20 protein-coding genes are annotated in these 18,987 nt (G+C 38.2%); all 20 read left to right on the top strand.

Going from position 1 to position 18,987, the window contains the following annotated elements; genetic code table 11:
- The first annotated feature begins 68 nt into the window (after window positions 1–68).
- The 20 genes from DKM50_03175 to flhA all read left to right on the top strand — a co-directional run bounded on the left by DKM50_03175 (window position 69) and on the right by flhA (window position 18,967).
- Window positions 69–803 carry a hypothetical protein gene (locus DKM50_03175; GenBank protein PZM83119.1) on the top strand — a complete coding sequence of 245 codons (735 nt, stop codon included), beginning with the start codon at window positions 69–71 and terminating at the stop codon, window positions 801–803.
- A gap of 13 nt (window positions 804–816) precedes the next feature.
- Complete coding sequence (locus tag DKM50_03170) at window positions 817–1,587, top strand: hypothetical protein (protein PZM83118.1); 771 nt, start codon at window positions 817–819, stop codon at window positions 1,585–1,587.
- Between the two features lie 15 nt (window positions 1,588–1,602).
- Window positions 1,603–2,781 (top strand): hypothetical protein, encoded by a 1,179-nt coding sequence (locus DKM50_03165; GenBank protein PZM83117.1) that lies wholly within the window; start codon window positions 1,603–1,605, stop codon window positions 2,779–2,781.
- Between the two features lie 192 nt (window positions 2,782–2,973).
- On the top strand, window positions 2,974–3,825 hold the full coding sequence (argB, locus tag DKM50_03160; protein PZM83116.1) for an acetylglutamate kinase: 852 nt from the start codon (window positions 2,974–2,976) through the stop codon (window positions 3,823–3,825).
- A gap of 15 nt (window positions 3,826–3,840) precedes the next feature.
- A complete protein-coding gene (argF, locus tag DKM50_03155) occupies window positions 3,841–4,764 on the top strand; it encodes an ornithine carbamoyltransferase (GenBank protein PZM83115.1) in 924 nt (307 codons plus the stop codon).
- A gap of 6 nt (window positions 4,765–4,770) precedes the next feature.
- Entirely contained in the window at window positions 4,771–5,982 is a 1,212-nt protein-coding gene (locus DKM50_03150) for an argininosuccinate synthase (protein ID PZM83114.1), read from the top strand.
- Window positions 5,983–7,389: an argininosuccinate lyase gene (gene argH, locus DKM50_03145; GenBank protein ID PZM83113.1), complete on the top strand. Its 1,407-nt coding sequence runs from the start codon at window positions 5,983–5,985 to the stop codon at window positions 7,387–7,389.
- A 166-nt stretch (window positions 7,390–7,555) separates the two neighbouring features.
- Window positions 7,556–7,975, top strand: a complete 420-nt coding sequence (locus DKM50_03140) for a nucleoside-diphosphate kinase (GenBank protein ID PZM83112.1) — start codon at window positions 7,556–7,558, stop codon at window positions 7,973–7,975.
- The gene (locus tag DKM50_03135; protein PZM83111.1) at window positions 7,969–8,829 is read left to right on the top strand and encodes a hypothetical protein; all 861 of its coding nucleotides are present in this window, start codon (window positions 7,969–7,971) and stop codon (window positions 8,827–8,829) included. Before DKM50_03140 ends, DKM50_03135 begins: the two co-directional genes overlap by 7 nt.
- Before the next feature lie 10 nt (window positions 8,830–8,839).
- Window positions 8,840–9,307, top strand: a complete 468-nt coding sequence (locus DKM50_03130) for a hypothetical protein (protein PZM83110.1) — start codon at window positions 8,840–8,842, stop codon at window positions 9,305–9,307.
- Between the two features lie 63 nt (window positions 9,308–9,370).
- Window positions 9,371–10,249 carry a hypothetical protein gene (locus tag DKM50_03125; protein ID PZM83109.1) on the top strand — a complete coding sequence of 293 codons (879 nt, stop codon included), beginning with the start codon at window positions 9,371–9,373 and terminating at the stop codon, window positions 10,247–10,249.
- Between the two features lie 17 nt (window positions 10,250–10,266).
- Entirely contained in the window at window positions 10,267–11,595 is a 1,329-nt protein-coding gene (locus DKM50_03120; GenBank protein PZM83108.1) for a hypothetical protein, read from the top strand.
- Between the two features lie 17 nt (window positions 11,596–11,612).
- Window positions 11,613–12,002, top strand: coding sequence for a flagellar motor switch protein FliN (gene fliN, locus DKM50_03115; GenBank protein PZM83107.1), 390 nt, complete (start codon window positions 11,613–11,615; stop codon window positions 12,000–12,002).
- 6 nt (window positions 12,003–12,008) lie between these two features.
- Window positions 12,009–12,416, top strand: a complete 408-nt coding sequence (locus tag DKM50_03110) for a hypothetical protein (GenBank protein ID PZM83106.1) — start codon at window positions 12,009–12,011, stop codon at window positions 12,414–12,416.
- Window positions 12,417–12,449: 33 nt separating this feature from the next.
- The gene (gene fliP / locus DKM50_03105) at window positions 12,450–13,196 is read left to right on the top strand and encodes a flagellar biosynthetic protein FliP (GenBank protein ID PZM83127.1); all 747 of its coding nucleotides are present in this window, start codon (window positions 12,450–12,452) and stop codon (window positions 13,194–13,196) included.
- Between the two features lie 12 nt (window positions 13,197–13,208).
- Window positions 13,209–14,468: a hypothetical protein gene (locus tag DKM50_03100; GenBank protein PZM83105.1), complete on the top strand. Its 1,260-nt coding sequence runs from the start codon at window positions 13,209–13,211 to the stop codon at window positions 14,466–14,468.
- Between the two features lie 14 nt (window positions 14,469–14,482).
- Window positions 14,483–14,752 carry a flagellar biosynthetic protein FliQ gene (fliQ, locus tag DKM50_03095; protein PZM83104.1) on the top strand — a complete coding sequence of 90 codons (270 nt, stop codon included), beginning with the start codon at window positions 14,483–14,485 and terminating at the stop codon, window positions 14,750–14,752.
- A gap of 2 nt (window positions 14,753–14,754) precedes the next feature.
- Window positions 14,755–15,528: a flagellar biosynthetic protein FliR gene (gene fliR, locus DKM50_03090; GenBank protein ID PZM83103.1), complete on the top strand. Its 774-nt coding sequence runs from the start codon at window positions 14,755–14,757 to the stop codon at window positions 15,526–15,528.
- Between the two features lie 88 nt (window positions 15,529–15,616).
- Entirely contained in the window at window positions 15,617–16,693 is a 1,077-nt protein-coding gene (gene flhB / locus DKM50_03085) for a flagellar biosynthesis protein FlhB (protein PZM83102.1), read from the top strand.
- 192 nt (window positions 16,694–16,885) lie between these two features.
- Window positions 16,886–18,967, top strand: coding sequence for a flagellar biosynthesis protein FlhA (flhA, locus tag DKM50_03080; protein ID PZM83101.1), 2,082 nt, complete (start codon window positions 16,886–16,888; stop codon window positions 18,965–18,967).
- The last annotated feature ends 20 nt before the right edge of the window (window positions 18,968–18,987 follow it).

Genomic DNA, 18,987 nt, shown 5'->3' with positions numbered 1-18,987 from the left:
AATAGCAATTCTGGGTTCCTGAGTCTATGTATTAATCAAAAATTGCAATTTGTCCTTAGGAGAGTTATATGTCAAAAATTTTAATTGTTGATGATTCACCGTTTATTAGAATGAAGTGTCGAAAGATACTAGAAGAAGAAAATTTTGAGCTTTTTGAAGCAGATAACGGAGAAACTGCAATCCAGCTTGTAGAAGAGGTTTGTCCCGATGTTGTTCTACTCGATGTAGTCATGCCAAAGCTCGATGGTTTTTCTGCATGTAGGCAAATAAAAGAACGCCATCCAGAAATCCCCGTAATTATTGTTACCACAATGGCTAGCAAAGATGATATTGTCAAAGGTCTTACCTATGGTTCCGACGATTACATAGTGAAGCCATTTAAAGAGCCTGAGCTAAAAGCTAGAATTGCTGCCATGCTTCGCATTAAAACACTTTATGATAAAGTGAAAGAAAAAAATAAAGAATTGGAATTAACCAATTTAGAATTAAAAAATACGAAAGATAAGTTACGGCAACAAGAAAAAGTTGCTTTAATCGGTCAATTGATGGTTGGTATCCATCATGAAATCAGGAATCCATTAACTGCTGTTCTTGCTAACTCCCAAATACTTCTTCGCCATTTTGAATTGCCCGAGGAAGGTCGGGGATTTTTAGGGGATATTGAAGATCAAGCCAAGAAGATCCGGGATATTCTCGACCAGATCAAAGAGATGGACTTGGTAGAAGTCATTGATTATGTTGACGGAACAAAGATGATACAGATTAAGAAAAATAGCAAACCGGAAAATTTCGATATCTTCTAGTGCGACTCTTTTGATGAAAGATGGATGGAAAAAAGCTTTAAAGACAAAAAATAATTATGGTGTTGAGGTATCGGGAATGTCAACAATATTGGTGGTAGATGACTCTTCAACAATGAGAATGAAATGTTCTCAGATCCTTAAGCATCATGGTTTCACCGTTTATGAAGCTGATAATGGTGAGGTTGCCCTTCAAAAGGTTGAAGAAGTAAATCCTGATGTTATCCTGCTTGACATTATCATGCCGAAGATGGATGGATATGAAGTGTTGAGAGTGTTAAAAAATGATGAAAAATACAATAAGATCCCTGTTATTCTGATAACTGTTAAAGCCGAAGGCGATGATATTGTCACTGGCTTGAACGAAGGGGCTGATGACTATGTATCAAAACCTTTTCGGGAGCAAGAACTTGTTGCCCGAGTTAATGCGATGGTCCGTGTGAAATATTTGTTTGATAAGCTGACTATTCAAAATCAATCATTGCAAAAAGTTAATACTGAACTTTATAATGCTCATCAGACAATTTTAGAACAAGAAAAGATTTCACTTGTTGGTCAGTTGATGGTTGGAATTCATCATGAACTGCGAAATCCTTTGGCGGCAGCTCTTTCAGATGCTCAAATTGTCTTGAAATTTTTCCGAAATGAAGGAGAACAGTTTTATTTTGTCAGTGATATTGAAGAGCAACTGCAACGAATGAAAGAAATTCTTAATAATATTTTTGTGAAAGATACTATTGAATTAGAAGAATATATAGATGGAATTCAAATGGTAAAATTAAAATAAGACAATTAAGGGGATTTGATCTCGGTGGCAAAAGGGTTTTTATTCTCAGGCATTAGTGCCGGCATTAAAAAAAACAAGAAAGATTTAGGCCTGATTTTTTCTCAGTATCCTGCAGTAATTGCCGGAGTTACAACAAGAAATAAGATCTATGCTGCTCCGGTGAAATATTGCCGGAAAATAATTGCGAACGGAAAAGCTCAGGCAATTCTGGTTAATTCCGGTAACGCAAATGCATTTACCGGAGAGAAGGGCTACAATGATTGCCTTGAAGTTGCGGATGCATTGTCTGGTGTTCTTGCTGTCCCTGGAGACTATGTAGCGTATACCTCAACTGGTGTCATTGGCGTTCCTCTTCCGAAGGATACTATCAAAAAGGCACTGTCCAATTTGAAATCTCACTTATGTGAAGATCCTCATGATTTTGCTGAAGCGATTTTGACAACGGATCTAAGAACGAAAATCATGTCAAAGACGATAGCGGTTGACGAAAAACAAGTCTCTTTTACCGGAATTTCAAAAGGGTCAGGCATGATAGAGCCGAATATGGCGACAATGCTCGGGTTCATTTGTATGGATATCAGAATAACCGCAGCTGCATTACAAAATATACTTACCGGTATAGTTGATGATACTTTTAACATGATTTCTGTTGATGGAGATACAAGCACGAATGATATGGTATTGGCGATAGCGAATGGTGCTAGTGAAGTCGATTATGAGGCCTTAAGCGAACAATCAAAATTGAACTTTTCGCATACACTGCGGGAGCTCTGTACCTATCTTGCCAAAGAAATTGTCAGAGATGGTGAAGGTGTTACGAAAGTAATGGAGATTACTGTTTCTGGTGCTGCAACCAAACGAGATGCCCGAGTAATAATAAAATCGATTATTAATTCGCCGCTTATAAAAACTGCAATCTATGGGGCTGACCCTAACTGGGGAAGGTTTATGATGGCAGTAGGAAAAACCTGCATTGAAGGAATCTCCTCTGAGACTATCTCACTCTCGATGGGTACATTTGCTATTGTCGAAAAAGGGGTAATCAACAATTTTTCCCGAGAGGAATTAAAAAAATATTTGCAACAAAAAGAAATAACGATTAATATATCTCTTGGGTTAGGCGAAGAGAGTGCTACGGGTTGGGGCTGTGATTTGACAGAGGATTATATTAAGATTAATACCGCCTACAATTGATGGCCGTTTGCCATTGCAGTTTACTCTTCCCAGATATTAAAGTAGCTATTTCACATACAAGCGAGCCCGGAATGACGAATTTTCTTATGGGTGCTGGTGCGAGATTATTTATTTGTTTCAAAGCAGTTGGAATCGTTTTATGTTTTGAATAAAACGTGCTGAACTCTTTATCAAAGAGGTGTTGAACTGAATATGGAAAGATTAATTGAAAGAGCAAATGTAGTTATCGAGGCCTTGCCGTATATTGAAAAATATTCGGGCAAAACCTTTGTTATCAAATATGGTGGCAATGCGATGATAGATGAATCGCTGAAAAGAAAAGTGATTCAAGATATTGTTTTATTGAAATACGTTGGTATTAATGCTGTTGTCGTTCACGGCGGCGGTCCGGAGTTAACTCATTGGTTGAAGAAAATCAATAAAGAAACTGTTTTCATCGAAGGGCTTCGAGTTACTGACCAGGAGACAGTAGAGCTGGCTGAAATGGTATTTGTCGGGAAAATCAATAAGGAATTGGTATCCTTGTTCCATCGTTATGGCGGAAAAGCTGTTGGTCTTAGCGGAAGAGATGGAAAGCTGATAATGGCAGAAAAGAAGATTAATGATAAAAACATTGATCTCGGATTCGTTGGAGATGTGACAAAGATCAATCCGGAAATTCTTACTACGCTGATCCAGTCTGGATTTACCCCGATAATTTCGTCGATTGGTGAAGACGAAAATGGTCAGAGCTATAACATAAATGCTGATACGGTTGCTTGTGCGATTGCTTCTAAGCTTAATGCATCCAAGCTCTTTTTGCTGACTGATGTTGACGGTGTTATGAAGGATGGCAAAGTGTTGTCAAAACTAACAACTGAGAAAGCACAGGACCTGATTGACCAGAACATTATAACTGGCGGAATGATCCCTAAAATAAAATGTGCTATAGCATCAATAAATGCCGGAATCGAAAAAATTCATATTATTAATGGACAGATTCCCCATAGTTTACTCTTGGAAGTATTTACAGATTTTGGTATTGGTACGATGATTAAATCCTAAGAAAGGACATTTTTGATGAGAAAGAACTTTCTCAGTATTCTTGATTTTACAACAGAAGAGCTCTCCGACATCCTCGATTTAGCCAATGAGCTTAAAGAACTATCAAAAAAAGGCCAATATCCTTCCTTGCTTGCAGGCAAAGCGCTTGCTATGTTTTTTGAAAAACCTTCAAATAGAACTCGTGTTTCTTTTGATGTTGCTATACATCAATTAGGTGGATATTCTATTAACTTGGAACCCTCCTCAATTCAGCTTGGCGGCAGAGAGTCCATAGCAGACGTCGCAAGAACGCTTTCAAGATATGTAGACGGGGCGGTTATGCGTACTTTTTCTCACGAAATGGTGGAAGAGTTTGCTTCACATGCAACTTTTCCAGTAATAAACGGACTTACAGATTTCAACCATCCTTGCCAGGCACTGGCTGATATTATGACCATTTTCGAAAAGAAAGGGAAGAGAAATGATATCGTACTCTCCTATGTCGGTGATGGAAATAATGTCCTTCAATCTTTGATCGGGGTAGCTGTTCGATTTGGAATAACCTTAAGAGTGGCGTGCCCGGAGAAGTATTTTCCGGAGAAGGAAGTTTTGGAGTTTGTGAAAAAAAATACGAAGAATAATATCCTGATAATTGATAGTCCCGAAGAAGCGGTAAAAAGTGCTGATGTTATTTATACCGATGTATGGACAAGCATGGGGCATGAAGATGAAAAAGAAGATCGTAAGAAAGCTTTTTTGCCCTATCAAATTAATTCCAGGTTGCTGAGTTTTGCAAAAAAAGATGCCATTGTAATGCATTGCTTGCCTGCGCATCGTGGTGAAGAGATTACTGACGAAGTTATTGATGGGCAGCAGTCCGTGGTTTTTGATCAGGCGGAGAACCGGTTACATGCTCAAAAAGCTGTATTGGTTAAACTTATGAAGAAAGATAAGGAGTAAAGAACCATGAGTAGCGTGAAAAAAGTTGTATTAGCGTATTCCGGAGGTCTTGATACTTCAGTCATTATCCCTTGGCTTAAAGAAAATTATGGTTGTGAAGTTATCGCGTTTGCTGCTGATGTGGGTCAAGGAGAAGAACTCGATCCACTTAACGAAAAAGCAATTAAGACCGGAGCTAGTAAAATATATATTGAAGACCTAAAAGAAGAATTTGTTCGGGATTATATATTCCCGACCCTTCGCGCTGGTGCAATTTATGAGGATAAATATTTACTCGGGACTTCTTTTGCGCGACCGTTAATCGCTAAGAAACAGATTGAAATTGCTGAAAAAGAGGGCGCTGATGCAGTATCTCACGGTGCAACCGGAAAAGGTAATGATCAGGTCCGCTTTGAGTTAACCTATATGGCCCTTAATCCACATATAAAGATTATCGCTCCCTGGAAAGATGATCGATGGACACTCAGATCAAGAGAAGATGCCATTGCTTATGCAGAAGCAAGAAATATCCCGCTTACCGTAACCAAAGAGAAAATTTATAGCGAAGATCGAAATATCTGGCATGTCAGCCACGAAGGCGGAGAACTTGAAGACCCTTGGAATTCGCCACTCGATAGGTTATGGGCAATTTCCTCACCGTTGGAAAAAACTCCGGACCAGGCGGAATATGTTGAGATAGAGTTTGAAAAAGGGAATCCTGTCGCTGTTAATGGCAACAAGTTAAGTCCGTTTAATATCGTTGCGACGTTGAACGGCATTGGTGGAAAACATGGTGTTGGGCAGATCGACCTTGTAGAAAACAGGCTTGTCGGAATGAAATCCCGAGGTGTCTATGAGACGCCTGGCGGAACCATTCTGTATGCGGCTCACCAGGCGATAGAATCTCTTGTTCTTGATAAAGAGACCTATCATTACAAACAGCAAATTGCTCTAAAATATGCTGACCTAGTTTATAATGGGCAATGGTTTACTCAAATCAGGGAATCCCTGGATGCTTTTGTGACAAAGACTCAAGAGTATGTAACCGGTGTGGTCAGGTTTAAGCTTTATAAGGGAAATGTAATTCTTGCCGGAGTCAAATCTCCGTATTCTCTTTATCATGAAGAACTCGCTACATTCTCACAAGACGAGATATATAATCAGAAGGATGCAATTGGGTTCATAAAATTATTTGGATTGCCACTGAAAGTTGACGCTCTCTTAAGAAAGAAAAAATAAATGGACAGTTTTATAAACCCAAAACTATGGGGTGGGAGATTTTCCTCTTCTCCAAATGAGCTGGTAGAGCATTTGACAGAATCAATAAGTTTTGATTACCGTCTGTATAGAGTCGATATTATTGGCTCGAAAGCACATGCGAAAGCCTTGGAAAAAATCGGTATTATTTCTCAAAAAGAGTTAACGATAGTAATTGAAGCACTTGATGAAATTATTGCAGACATAGAATCCGGAAATGTTGAATTTCGTGAAGATCTGGAAGATATTCATATGAATGTAGAGTATCTTCTTACGGAAAGGATTGGCGAGCTCGGGAAAAAGATCCATACCGGGCGAAGCCGAAATGATCAGATTGCCACGGATTTACGTCTTTATCTCAAAAAAGAAATTCATCTTATCGTTCTTTTAATATTAGACCTGCAAAAAGTCCTTCTTGCCCTTGCCAAGAATAATATTGATATTATTATGCCGGGGTTTACTCATTTACAAATAGCGCAGCCGGTCCTTTTTTCTCATCATATGATGGCGTACTTTGAGATGTTACAAAGAGATCGGCAGCGGTTCACAGATTGTTTGACTCGTATGGATAGTTTGCCTCTTGGATCTGCAGCACTAGCCGGAAGTACATTTTGCCAGGACCGGAAGTTTTTGGCGAAAGAACTTGAATTTACTTCATATTCAGCAAATAGTATGGATGCAGTTTGTGATAGGGATTTCGCTATTGAATTTTTATCGTCCGCGTCAATATTAATGATGCATTTGAGCCGGTTTTCGGAGGAAATTATTCTCTGGCTCTCTGCACAGTTTCGTTATATTTCAATTGATGACGCCTTTACAACCGGAAGTAGCATTATGCCGCAGAAACGTAATCCTGACGTGGCAGAGTTGACAAGAGGTAAGACTGGACGGGTCTATGGCGATTTGATGGCTATGCTCACTATCATGAAAGGGCTTCCTCTTACCTATAATAGGGATCTTCAAGAGGACAAAGAACCGCTATTCGACACAATCGATACCTTGTCTCTGGTACTTCCAGCGTTTACAGCCATGGTTGAAACCATAAAGGTTGATCGGGAGCACCTTTATAGCCAGTCGAGAGAAGGATTTGCCGGAGCCACGGATTTCGCTGATTTTTTGAGCTGCCAGGGTGTTCCGTTTCGAGACTCTCACCGTATAGTCGGGAATCTTGTTAAGTATTGTGAAGATAATGAAAAGTATTTAGATGAGCTGACAGTTGAAGAACTTTACTTGTTTATACCCAAAGATATCAGCTTGCCGGATGATCTGGATGATCTCCTTTCACCGGAAGCATCCATCAAAGCACGGGAAATACCTGGAGGCACTGGGCGTTCACAGGTAATGAGGGCTATCTCTGCTGCTGAAAAGATTATTTCATCCATATATTAGTCTTCTACCCTTGAGAAACCAACGGTATTGTCTGCCCTAAGCTCCTAAAAAACGTGAATAAATGTTTTTTTCTACTCCTATATCTTTAGAGTTTTGTGAATAGTCTATAATAATAAGTTTATGTTATCATGAGAGTGGGTAAAATCTTGGTAAGGCGGAGGATGAAATGGAGCGAACATTTGTTATGATTAAGCCTGACGCTGTCAGTCGAGGTCTCAGTGGCAGCATTATTAATAGATTTGAACAAAGAAATATTAAAATTGTCGCTATGAAAATGATGATATTATCGGAAAGTTTTGCTGCGATACATTATGCCGAGCATGTTGGGAAAAGTTTTTACGATGAACTTATATCGTTTATCACCTCCGGACCAGTTCTCGCCATGGTACTTGAAAGCCCGAATGTTATTTCAATTGCCAGGGCCATGATGGGGAAAACTAATTCCGCCGACGCAGCGCCTGGTACAATCCGAGGAGATTATTCCATGTCGAATCAACAGAATATAATACATGGATCGGATTCTTTTGAGTCAGCGCAAAGAGAGATCTCTCATTTTTTTAAGAATGAAGAAATTGTTGGATGTTAAATAATATAAGCATTAATAGCGTAGATAACGCACAAAATTCGATAGCAGAAAATAAATCTTCTGGCGATGCCTCCGAACCTCGATTTGATGCTGAACTTAGGCAGGCACAAAAAGAATTACAGCAAAAAAAGAAACCCAGCAATGAGCCCCCGATGCCGTACTCTCCTTTTGGGAATATAATGCAGTGGGATCAGCATTTTTCTGATGTACAGTTAACTGGCAGCGATGCTTTCTCTAATAATTATGAGTCCGAGAATCAATTAAACGAACAAGTATCTCCAACTGAAAAGGGTATTGAAAAAAATAAAACAGAAGATAATAACAAATATGATCTTACAATTCTAAATAAGTTTTCTTCTCGTAATATTAAATCCGATTGGATTTCTCAAAGTCTTACAAATAGTTTTGTTCCTCAATTTATTATCCAAATGCCAGAAAATATGCCATTAAATATTAATAGTTTTGCAAATAAGCTTGCTGAACAAATAAAAGCTTGTAAGATGAATTTCAGCTCAATAAAAATTGCATTATCCCCAAAAGACTTGGGAAATATAAATTTGACAATAAAAATGGTGGATGGTAAAGTCAATATAAGTATTAGTGTTGATTTAGATCAGGAAAGTTTTTTTAAGAATAATTCGAACAATTTACTTAAAGAACTTGAAAAACTAAATATATCAGTCGGTGAGCTTTCAGTTTCTGTAAATAATCATTTTCAGGGAAGTAATAGAGAAGGAACTACTAAAACGTTCTCAACCCTATCCCAAATAGACAACGATAATTATGAAGAGATGACCCCGGATCAAACTTGTTTTTTTTATAAAAATAATAATTTAATTAATCATATTACCTAGGAGAATAGTTGTGATAGACACTTTTATGGGCTTACCGTTAAGTAATAGCATGTTTTCTCCTGACAATAAGAAGGGTACCGACCAAAGCGGGTATGCAAATTTATATTTTCAACAATCTTTTAACAAAATGTTGGCAGATGTTACTAGTGATAGCAGTAGTGGTATTGGCGGTAATGATGATAATAATTTTGATTTAGGTATGTCACCCTATTCTGCTGGGAATAATAGCCTGAGTTCGTTAATACCTCAGCAAAACAGCTTGTTTTCATCTTCAACTGTTGATCCCACAATTGAAAAGCTTTATCAATTAAACACCTATAGTGCTTTAATTGGTAAAACAATAGAATTCAAAGTATTTGATTATAATCAAGATCTGAAAAAGGGTGTTGCCCAGAAGGTTGTTATTAACGATGGCGCGCCATATTTACTCGTCGGTGATGAAAAAGTTACGTTGGATGATATTGTAGGTATTTCATAGGAACGAAACTTCTCGTAAAGGGTAAACTGTTTATCCTAATCTTATCAAAGAAGGGGATTCGCTATGTCACTTTTAGATGTTATGACAAATGGAAAAAATGCAATGCGAGCCTACGATTACGCTTTGCGAGTAAGTTCTGCGAATATGGGTCAGGTTGAAACGCCTGGTTATAAAGGCCTCGAATATTCTTTTGAAACGGTTTTCAACCAAGTTCTTTCCCAGGGTAGCAGCGGCGATAGCCTCCGAAATACTGGCGGATCGAATCCCAACCAAGCTGGATCTAGTGTTGCTATTTCTGGAGTTAAGGTTAACTTTGAACAAGGCGATATTAAGGAAGGCGGTCCATTGTCTGCCGCTGTATTAGGGAGCGGGCTGTTTATTACCGAAGGAGACGACGGTGGATATTTATATACTCGGGCCGGCGACTTTGAAATAAATGATAGCGGTTTTTTGGTGGATCCCAAAGGTAGAAAAGTCTTTGGATATAAGATTGGTGGCGATGGGAACCCTATCACCTCTGAGTTGGTCCCTATTAAGTCGGAAGGGTACACTGATTTGGGGTTTCAGTATCAGAGTAAATCTGGTGTGTTGATTAATAATTATTCTTCCTATAAAACAGCTAAGGATGCCGGGACTGTCTTGCCTCAGGTGACACAAACATACCAATTGGCACTTACGACATTTTCAAATCGCTCAGGATTGCTGCAACATGATGGCACTACCTTTAAAGAAACCTTGTCATCTGGCAAACCTTTACCCTACAAATTAGCGAATGAAGGCTACGGGGAAATCTATGCAAACTCTCAAGAGAAATCGAACGTTTTTTATATCGGAGAAACGCTGGATGCTCTTGGAGTGCAAAGAGCGATGTCGGCAAGCCTAACGGCTATAAAAATGGCGAGTCAGCAAATCGAAGCTATTACTAAGCAACTAGGTTCATAGACAGGAGAATCGGTACATTGATTAATAAGAGAAAAATATTGCTTACCCCTGAAATTGGTGATTGGACGCTCTATTTGCCTGAAGATATTTCGAAAGATGTAAAGGTAGGGGCGGTTGGAATTTCAAAATTTGATCGGCTATCAAGAGAAGAGCTTGTTCAATCTCATAAAATGCATTATGTTGGATTTGAGAAACTAACGGACTATCTAATCAAAACCTTTAAACTTAAAGTTGAATTATATTCTGTTGATGTGCTCCAAATAGTATATAAGAACGTTGAAGAGCAATTGGGCGAAGATTTTTTCCAAGTATCGGTAACTATAGAAGATAACTTTACATTTTGTCTTTATTTCAAGAATATCATTGCTAATATACTAGTGGATAGAAGTCTTGGCGGGGCTGGACAGATGTCTGAAGAAAATCTTTCCCAGATAGAGCAGAAATTATTTGAGAAGATAACTGAATATATTTTATCCCCTTTCCTTGCATTCTGGGATATTGATAACACGAAGATAAAAGTTACGGAAGTTATTAATGGCAATAAAGAAGATTTGTCATTAAATCATCAGAGCTCCTATGTTATGTTTGAGGGTAAAGTAGCGATTGGAAATAATAATCCCGGTTCGATAATTTTTGGTTATGGCAGAGAATCTATTATTGAACTAATACGTAGATACGAAGCTAATGAAAAGAAGGCAAAGAGAAGGACCATTGAACTAAAGAAAAGTACACAGCAAAAAATAAAAATAAAATTTAATGTTGAAGTGGGAACTACTGAAATATCGATGAAGGAACTAATGTCATTATCGGAAGGTGATATTATTAAACTTGATACGCCCATAAAAAGTTTTATCAGGGGGAATCTTGTTAATTCGTTGTCATTTAATTGCGTCCCTGGAATAAAAAACGACAAATACGCTATCCAGGTCGTTAATGTTCCTGGACATAATGAAGATGAAGAGCCCAATAAAAATATAGGCATTAGTTTTGTCTCCAAATTAATAAAAAAAGAACCAGGGAAAGATACCTCTGTTGTCTTTGATGAAGCTAAAGAACGAGAACGTAATTTATTGGTACCGGAAGTAGCGCCGGTAGAAGAATCTTATAATCGTTCATTCGTAATTGAAGATAGTCTAACAGAGGCCGAATTTGAACAGTATCAAGCATCTTCCGAAGAGGAAAGCCATGAGCTAAATTATGACGAAGTTAGTGCTGTGAGATCTAGCGAGATTGAAGAAAGTATCCCCCCAACTGAGAATGTACCTACAATCGCTGAGGAAATATTTACTGAAGAAGATAATTTTTCCTGGGATATTAATGATAAAGAACTAAAGGAAGATGAATAATAAGAGGAGGAGCGTTAATGGCGCAAGAAAAGGGCAAGAAAAAAGTTAAAAATGATGAAGATATGATTCTTGATGATGATAAAATTACATTAGATAAAGATGGAGATGCTTTTGAAGTAAATATGATCGAGTTTCCAGACTTGCATTCTCCTGATAGCAAAGCAAATTTTAATTCGGATATATTTGATAACATTCCTGTTAAAGTTACTGCTGAGCTCGGTAGTTCGATGGTCTCTTTAAAAGATGTTTACGAGCTTTCTGAGGGGGCTATTATCGAACTGGATAGACATGCGGGAGAGCCGTTAGATTTGCTCGTCAATGGACAATTAGTTGCACAAGGCGAGGTCGTAGCTGTCGACAATAACTACGGTATAAGAATAAAAACAATAATTAAGAATAAAAAATAATTTTCTATGAAGTTTATATTCCCTCTAGTTATACTTATAATAGAATGCGCAGACATACTTGAGGCTGTGGAAAAGAGTTCTGTCTCATTTCCATACTATGATTATCTCAAGAGTGTTACCATTATTCTTGTCTTATTATTCATTTTTATGGTAATCCTTAAGAAGGTAGTTCCCAGGAAAAAATATGAAGGGAAATCGCGCGACCTGATTACGGTACTCGATAGAGTGCAAATAGAGCCAACCGTAGCTTTGTACATGATTAAATTGAAAAATAAAATATGGTTATTGAGTGTCGGCAATAAAAATACTCAGTTGATAAGTGATATTTCCGAACTCATCACCGATGACGACTTTGAATTGAAGCAGAATAGTTTTTCTTTCCAGGAAATCTTGGATAAAATTGTAAAGAAATAACGAGGAAATATGACAATTAACAGAAGAAAAATAATGAAATTACTTTTTTTTATATTCACGTTCCTCTTGGCGGGGTCAGCGGTATACGCTGCCGTAGCACATCCTGCAGTTGCTGAACCTATTAGTTTTTCTTTAGATACTATAAAAAAGCCGTTGGTATTTAGTGACAGTATTTCTTTGTTAATTGCCTTGTCGTCTATCTCCTTAATCCCGTTTTTTCTCATTACGACAACTTCTTTTTTACGTATTATTATTGTACTGGGTTCCTTGCGTATGGCATTGGGTACTCAGCAGTCTCCTCCTAATTCCGTGCTCATTGCCGTTGCCCTATTTTTAACTGTTTTCATTATGTCTGGTGTGTGGGGGCAAATTGAGAAGACGGCATTAGTTCCTTATAATAAAGGAAAAATTAGCCAGGAACAGGCTATTAATAATGCAATTACCCCACTAAAAAGCTTTATGCTCAGACAGGTAAAAGAGTCAGATCTGGCATTGCTGATCCAGATATCTAAGATTAAAGTTGCAAAACCGGATGATGTGCCTATCTGGGTTGTTATTCCAGCGTTCATAATGTCTGAGATTACTATTGGGTTTTCAATTGCTTTTGTTATTTTTATCCCGTTTGTTCTCGTAGACTTGATAGTTGCAAATGTTTTATTATCTTTGGGGATGTTTATGCTTTCTCCGGTTATGATTTCGTTACCTTTTAAAATTCTTTTATTTGTATTGGCAGATGGATTTGCCTTAATAACCAAAGGGTTATTGTTAAGCTTTCATTGAGGTTGGATGAATATGTTAATTAAAGTATATCGTAGTGCCTTTTTTTTTTTAATATGCACGCTTTTTTTGTTTTCTAGTATAAACGCAGCTTCACTGTATCCGATTATAAAAAAGCCCATTGAGATTAGGCTAACTGCAAAAGTCGTTCCTTCCTCTGTCGTGAAAATGGCGATTTATAATGGAGTTGAAAACTCTATTGTGTTAGAGCCAGGTACTTTGTTTCAGCTTAAAGAGCAAAATATTCCTGACATAAACTTCATGGATGAGAAGGAGCTCAGGCTTAGCATTCCTATTGCAATTATTCGGAATGATAGTGTTGAAAAGGAATTGTTAATAGAAATAATTGCACGCTTAGATGATATCAACGTAGGAGAAAGCGTTGATAGGTTATTTATTAGTAATAATCCTGAAGAAGTAAATCACTCCGGCCTATTGTTAAAAGGAACAATGCAGGAAGAGAAGACAGGGGTCCTTCTTTTTTATCATAAGAATCTTTCTGATGCCAACAAGGATGTAATTTTCTCAGTCACAAATCATGAAAATCATCCTGTGTGGATATACGTTACTCCTGGCATGGGTGGTCCAAGCGAAGATGGCGTTTTTGTCGGGCATTTGGCAACGAAAAGGTATTTCCAGAATTTTATGGGAAAAACCGGTGCTTTTCTTTACATTCCTGCGTTATCAACCAGAGTTGTTTATAAAAATGCTGCAAAAATAAAACAAATTGTCGCTGGTGTATTTCGAATAGAAAAACTATCCCCGGGGAGAATCTCTTTATATACGATGATGGTAGATAAACAGACAGAATCGGTAGCCCAATATGTTTGTTTTGAAAAAGAAGAAAAGGGACATGTCGGAGGAATTTTTACTGGCGGTTATAAGCTTATTGATAAAAAATATGTTATTGGAAATGATATTTTGAATATCAGGGTCGGAGACTCTCCCTTTCTTTGCGACGAGCTTACGAATTCTTATTTGCTTGGAAACTATGGGCTGACTTATAAATTGAATATAGAATTAATAAATAATTATAAAGAATTAAAAAAGATAAGCCTTTTCTTTGTTCCTTCTGGAGGTATTGCTCGAGGTGTATTCCTCTATGAAAAGAATATTATCGAGACAGGTGTTGTTAATCCGATGTTCTCAAATGATAACGCGAAAATAATCTCCGTGGAGGTTGAGCCCTTCCAGAGAAAAAATATATCGCTAATAACTATGCCGCAACCTGGTTCCTTTTACCCTGTTAATCTGGTTTTGAAGACTGAAGAATAAGAAAGGAGATATTCATGAACCAAAGTTTAGCGATAAATATCTTGTATGAAGGGATTATGCTTCAACTAATATTAGTGCTTCCAATTATCGTTACCGGATTAATTATTGGTTTAATGGTTGCGCTTTTTCAAGCGGTTACTCAGATTCAAGAGCAGACGTTAACCTTTGTTCCCAAAATGGTAGTGGTCATGGTAATGATAATCGTGCTTGCTCCATGGATGTTCTCATCTATGATAGATTTCGTAGTTCATACTTGGAGTAATATACCCATGTATGCCAGATAATTATGATAATTCCTGGAATTTATATTAATTTGTTCTTTTTGGTCATGGTAAGGTTGGCTGGTTTTTTTACAACAGCACCGGTTTTCAACTCTAAGCTTATTTCCACAAGAGTCAAAACCGCATTGATCTTTTGGCTGACATTAATTATCATGTTTGTTATCCCGATACCCAAAAATATCCCTGAATTTTCCTCTTACTTCATCATTTATCTTATACATGGCTTTTTATTTGGGGCCCTGATAGGTGCCATAGCAAATTTCATTTTCTCAGGAGTACAGTTTGCCGGGTCGCTAATGGATATGCAAATGGGACTCAGTGTTGCGCAGACTTTTGACCCTATGGTTGGCGCTCAGGTCACTATAATGGAAAGACTGATGCAGTTCCTGTGTTTATTGATTTTCATTAATCTCAGAGGACATCATATATTACTCGGTGGTATTTATGAAAGCTTCAGGATGTTTCCGGTAACGAGCATGATCAATTTAGAAAATTCATACATCAGTATTATTGAGCTTTGCAAGTTACTTTTTTACATAGGAGTACAAATCTCAGCACCCATTGTCCTGGTTATATTTTTATTGGATTTTTCTTTTGGAATTATTTCGCGAGTAGCACCGCAAGTTAATGTTTTTCAGCTGGGCTTTCAGGTGAAGCCAGTTCTTGGCGGGTTAATATTTATACTCCTTTTGCCATTGATGATTGATAGAATTACAGCCTATTTACTTCCAATAAATGATCATATACTGAAATTGTTTGCACTTCTGCAAAGTGGATGATCTAAAATTCTCGATTCCATTTTCGTTGTAAATTATTAGATTTCCATCGATTTCATTAAATATCAAAAAACAAAGGGAATATTAACTGATGGGCGAGCAAGCCGGAGATAAAACAGAGGAACCTACCCCGCACAAATTAAGGGAGGCTAGAAAAAAGGGCCAGATAGTTAAGAGTAAGGAAGTAACTACGGCATTCCTGCTGCTTTCCTCCTATTACGTATTGAAGGCCAATGCTCCCATGATGTGGGAAGAGATTAACAAGTACCTCTATTTTAACTACTCTTTTATATCCAAACCCCTTACTGCGAGTATTTTTGGTGTTCTGCTTACTCAGGCTGTTTTTACGTTTTTCAAAGTTTTAACACCGCTTTTTCTAACAATTTTAGGTGTAGCAGTTTTAGCAGAAATTCTTCAGACACAGTTTAACTTTTCTACTGATCCGCTCATGCCAAAACTATCTAAAATTAACCCTCTTGAAGGGTTTAAGCGAATGTTTTCTATGAAAGGAATTATTGAGCTCATTAAATCGTTAGCGAAAATCGGAATAGTGTTGTGGATTACCTATAAAGCTATTTTTGCGGATATACATAAGATATTAACCGTAAGTTCATTGCCCTTGATGGCCTTTATGAGGTTGACTGGCGAAATTGTTATGAGAATTGTAACCAGGGTTGGTATTTTTTATTTGATGATTGCTATGCTGGATTATTTTTATCAGAGATATGAATTTATGAAGGGAATGCGCATGTCGAAGCAGGAGATCAAAGAAGAGTATAAAAAACTTGAGGGAGATCCCCAAATCAAGCAGAGAATGCGTCAGATGGCACGTGAGGCAGCTATGTCTCGAGGAATGGGCAAAGTCCCCAGTGCAGATGTTGTTGTGACGAACCCGACACATATCGCTGTGGCAATTAAATATGATGCTTCGATAATGAAAGCACCTCAGGTTATAGCCAAAGGACAATTGAAGTTGGCTGAAAAGATTAAGGCAATTGCGGAAGAGAATAATATTCCTATTGTTGAAAAAGTTGAGTTGGCTCGGGCTCTTTTTGCTTCTGCTGAGATTGGTGGAGAGGTGCCTTTTGATCTGTACCGGACTGTCGCAGAAGTACTGGCCTTTGTTTACGAGATCAAAAAACAAAAACGGCAGCCTCGCGCTTTGTAGGTATGTGTGTTGTTTTATTTATGTCTTCAAGCTATAATTGTAAGAAGATTATTACGCCTAATTAGTGCAGATAAGATACGTTATGAGCTTGGATTAGTTGTTTGAAGGACGAAGGCGATTTAGGTAAGGTACCCAGTGCGCTGAGCGCCTGCTGTTTAACACAAAATTTATAATAGTGTTGTAAAAATACATATGGATTTCCTAAAAAAATTTCGAGAAAAAATTCCAATTTCTGACTTTTTAGTTTCTTTGATGCTTGTTTTAATAATAAGCCTCATGGTAATTCCTTTACAGACGTGGATGCTGGATATCCTGTTAGTGCTAAGTATGGCACTCGGGATCATGGTTCTTTTGGTCGCGATATTTCTTAATGAACCCTTGGATTTTGCTGCGTTTCCTTCTATTTTGCTCGTATTAACTCTTTTTCGGCTATCCTTGAATATCTCGACAACCCGATTGATCCTCTCTCTGGGAGAGGAGTTTGATGGCGAAGTCATACATGCCTTTGCCGAATTTGTAACCAAAGGTAATTTTATCGTTGGTGTTGTAGCTTTTTCTATTATAACGATTGTTCAATTTATGGTTATTACAAAAGGTTCTGAACGAGTAGCTGAGGTTGCTGCTCGATTTACCTTGGACGCCATGCCCGGAAAACAAATGAGTATTGATGCTGATCTTAATGCAGGGTTGATCGACGCTAATGAGGCTAGGGCGAGAAGAAAAAAGATTGAAAGGGAAGCAACTTTTTTCGGTTCGATGGACGGGGCTAATAAATTTGTTCGCGGAGACTCGATTGCCGGTATTATTATTGTGTTCGTTAATATCATCGGGGGTATATTGATTGGAAAATTTCAGCAGAACCTGGAAATAAGGGACGCACTGGAGACCTTTGGCCGACTGACGATTGGTGACGGACTTGTGACTCAGGTGCCAGCTTTGCTCATCTCTATTGCCACGGGTCTCGTAATAACCAAGTCTGCCTCAGAAGTCAGCTTAGGAACAGATATTCAGAAACAGATATTAAAGGAACCAAAGGCGTTTCTTTTTACTGCGGGCATTTTGTTTATGTTCGGTTTGGTACCCGGGTTGCCGACATTCCCTTTTCTCGCATTAGCGGGAGGCTCCGCATTGGTTGGTGTAACGTTATTAAAAGCGAGAAAAGACGAAATGGAAGTAGCTCAAATCGCCGGGGATTCCACTGCGAAAGAAGCCCTTAAGAAACCGGAGAATTTGCTAGGGACCTTGAGTCTGGATCCTATTAGCTTGAAAACCGGTAGGAACTTGATCCCTCTTATTGACCCGGCTCAGAACGGGCCTCTGCTTGAGCGGATTACGCTTGTCAGGTATCACATAGGACAAGACTTGGGCTTTGTTATTCCTGGTGTTCGGGTAATGGATGATCTCAGCCTTGCGCCTAATGCTTACAAAGTTGAAATTCGTGGTACCAAGGTATCGTTAGGGGAAGCCTTTACTGATTGTTATTATATTAAGCATGGTTTAAAAGAATTGAGAGAAAGAAATGTTTCAGGTATTGAAGTCATAGATCCCGTAACCCTTGAACCTGCCGTTTGGGTTTCTCAGGACCATGGCCGAGTTTTACAGGAATTGGCAATACCTGCGCAAACTGCCACAGATTATATAACAAGCCATTTCTCTGAGGTAATAAAGCGGCATGCCGATGAAATAATGACCAGGCAGAATGTTCAATCACTCTTGGAATTGGTGAAAAATACAAATGCAGCTATTGTTCGTGAATTGGTTCCTGATATGCTGTCCTTGGGGCAGGTTCATAAGGTTTTGCAGAATTTAGTAAAAGAAAGAGTTTCGATCAGGGATTTATCTACTATTTTGGAACGGCTCGCAGATTATGCTCATGTGTCGCGAGATACGAATTTGCTTGCTGAGTACGTTCGTCAGTCGCTCGCTCGTCAAATATGTTCCTCATACACTGATAAAGATGAAATGTTAACAGTCCTTACCATTGATCCTCGACTTGAAGAAACGATGATCGGTTCCGTTCATCAATCAGAATATGGTTCCTTCCTTGCCTTAGATCCCAATATTGGTGAAAAAATATTAAGCCAGTTATCGGAACACTTTAAGAATTTTACAAGAATGGGAAGACCGCCGGTCGTGCTCTGTTCTCCACGGTTAAGGCCGCACTTCAAACGATTTACAGAACGGAATTTCCCGGTATTGGCTGTTTTGTCATATAATGAGGTAGTTTCGCAGGTGAAAGTTCAATCAATCGGTATTATTTCTGATGACTATTAATTAAAGGATAGAATATAGGT

The organism is Candidatus Margulisiibacteriota bacterium, assembly GCA_003242895.1.
In the GTDB taxonomy this organism is placed as follows: Bacteria; Margulisbacteria; Riflemargulisbacteria; order GWF2-39-127; family GWF2-39-127; genus GWF2-39-127.
This window is presented reverse-complemented; position numbering and strand designations above follow the sequence as displayed.

Bases quoted from the DNA above. Each gene is read 5' to 3' on its own strand.
- DKM50_03175 (PZM83119.1), top strand. From the start codon at position 69: ATGTCAAAAATTTTAATTGTTGATGATTCACCGTTTATTAGAATGAAG.
- DKM50_03170 (PZM83118.1), top strand. From the start codon at position 817: ATGAAAGATGGATGGAAAAAAGCTTTAAAGACAAAAAATAATTATGGT.
- argB (PZM83116.1), top strand. From the start codon at position 2,974: ATGGAAAGATTAATTGAAAGAGCAAATGTAGTTATCGAGGCCTTGCCG.
- argF (PZM83115.1), top strand. From the start codon at position 3,841: ATGAGAAAGAACTTTCTCAGTATTCTTGATTTTACAACAGAAGAGCTC.
- DKM50_03150 (PZM83114.1), top strand. From the start codon at position 4,771: ATGAGTAGCGTGAAAAAAGTTGTATTAGCGTATTCCGGAGGTCTTGAT.
- argH (PZM83113.1), top strand. From the start codon at position 5,983: ATGGACAGTTTTATAAACCCAAAACTATGGGGTGGGAGATTTTCCTCT.
- DKM50_03140 (PZM83112.1), top strand. From the start codon at position 7,556: ATGGAGCGAACATTTGTTATGATTAAGCCTGACGCTGTCAGTCGAGGT.
- DKM50_03135 (PZM83111.1), top strand. From the start codon at position 7,969: ATGTTAAATAATATAAGCATTAATAGCGTAGATAACGCACAAAATTCG.
- DKM50_03125 (PZM83109.1), top strand. From the start codon at position 9,371: ATGTCACTTTTAGATGTTATGACAAATGGAAAAAATGCAATGCGAGCC.
- fliN (PZM83107.1), top strand. From the start codon at position 11,613: ATGGCGCAAGAAAAGGGCAAGAAAAAAGTTAAAAATGATGAAGATATG.
- DKM50_03110 (PZM83106.1), top strand. From the start codon at position 12,009: ATGAAGTTTATATTCCCTCTAGTTATACTTATAATAGAATGCGCAGAC.
- fliP (PZM83127.1), top strand. From the start codon at position 12,450: ATGAAATTACTTTTTTTTATATTCACGTTCCTCTTGGCGGGGTCAGCG.
- DKM50_03100 (PZM83105.1), top strand. From the start codon at position 13,209: ATGTTAATTAAAGTATATCGTAGTGCCTTTTTTTTTTTAATATGCACG.
- fliQ (PZM83104.1), top strand. From the start codon at position 14,483: ATGAACCAAAGTTTAGCGATAAATATCTTGTATGAAGGGATTATGCTT.
- fliR (PZM83103.1), top strand. From the start codon at position 14,755: ATGATAATTCCTGGAATTTATATTAATTTGTTCTTTTTGGTCATGGTA.
- flhB (PZM83102.1), top strand. From the start codon at position 15,617: ATGGGCGAGCAAGCCGGAGATAAAACAGAGGAACCTACCCCGCACAAA.
- flhA (PZM83101.1), top strand. From the start codon at position 16,886: ATGGATTTCCTAAAAAAATTTCGAGAAAAAATTCCAATTTCTGACTTT.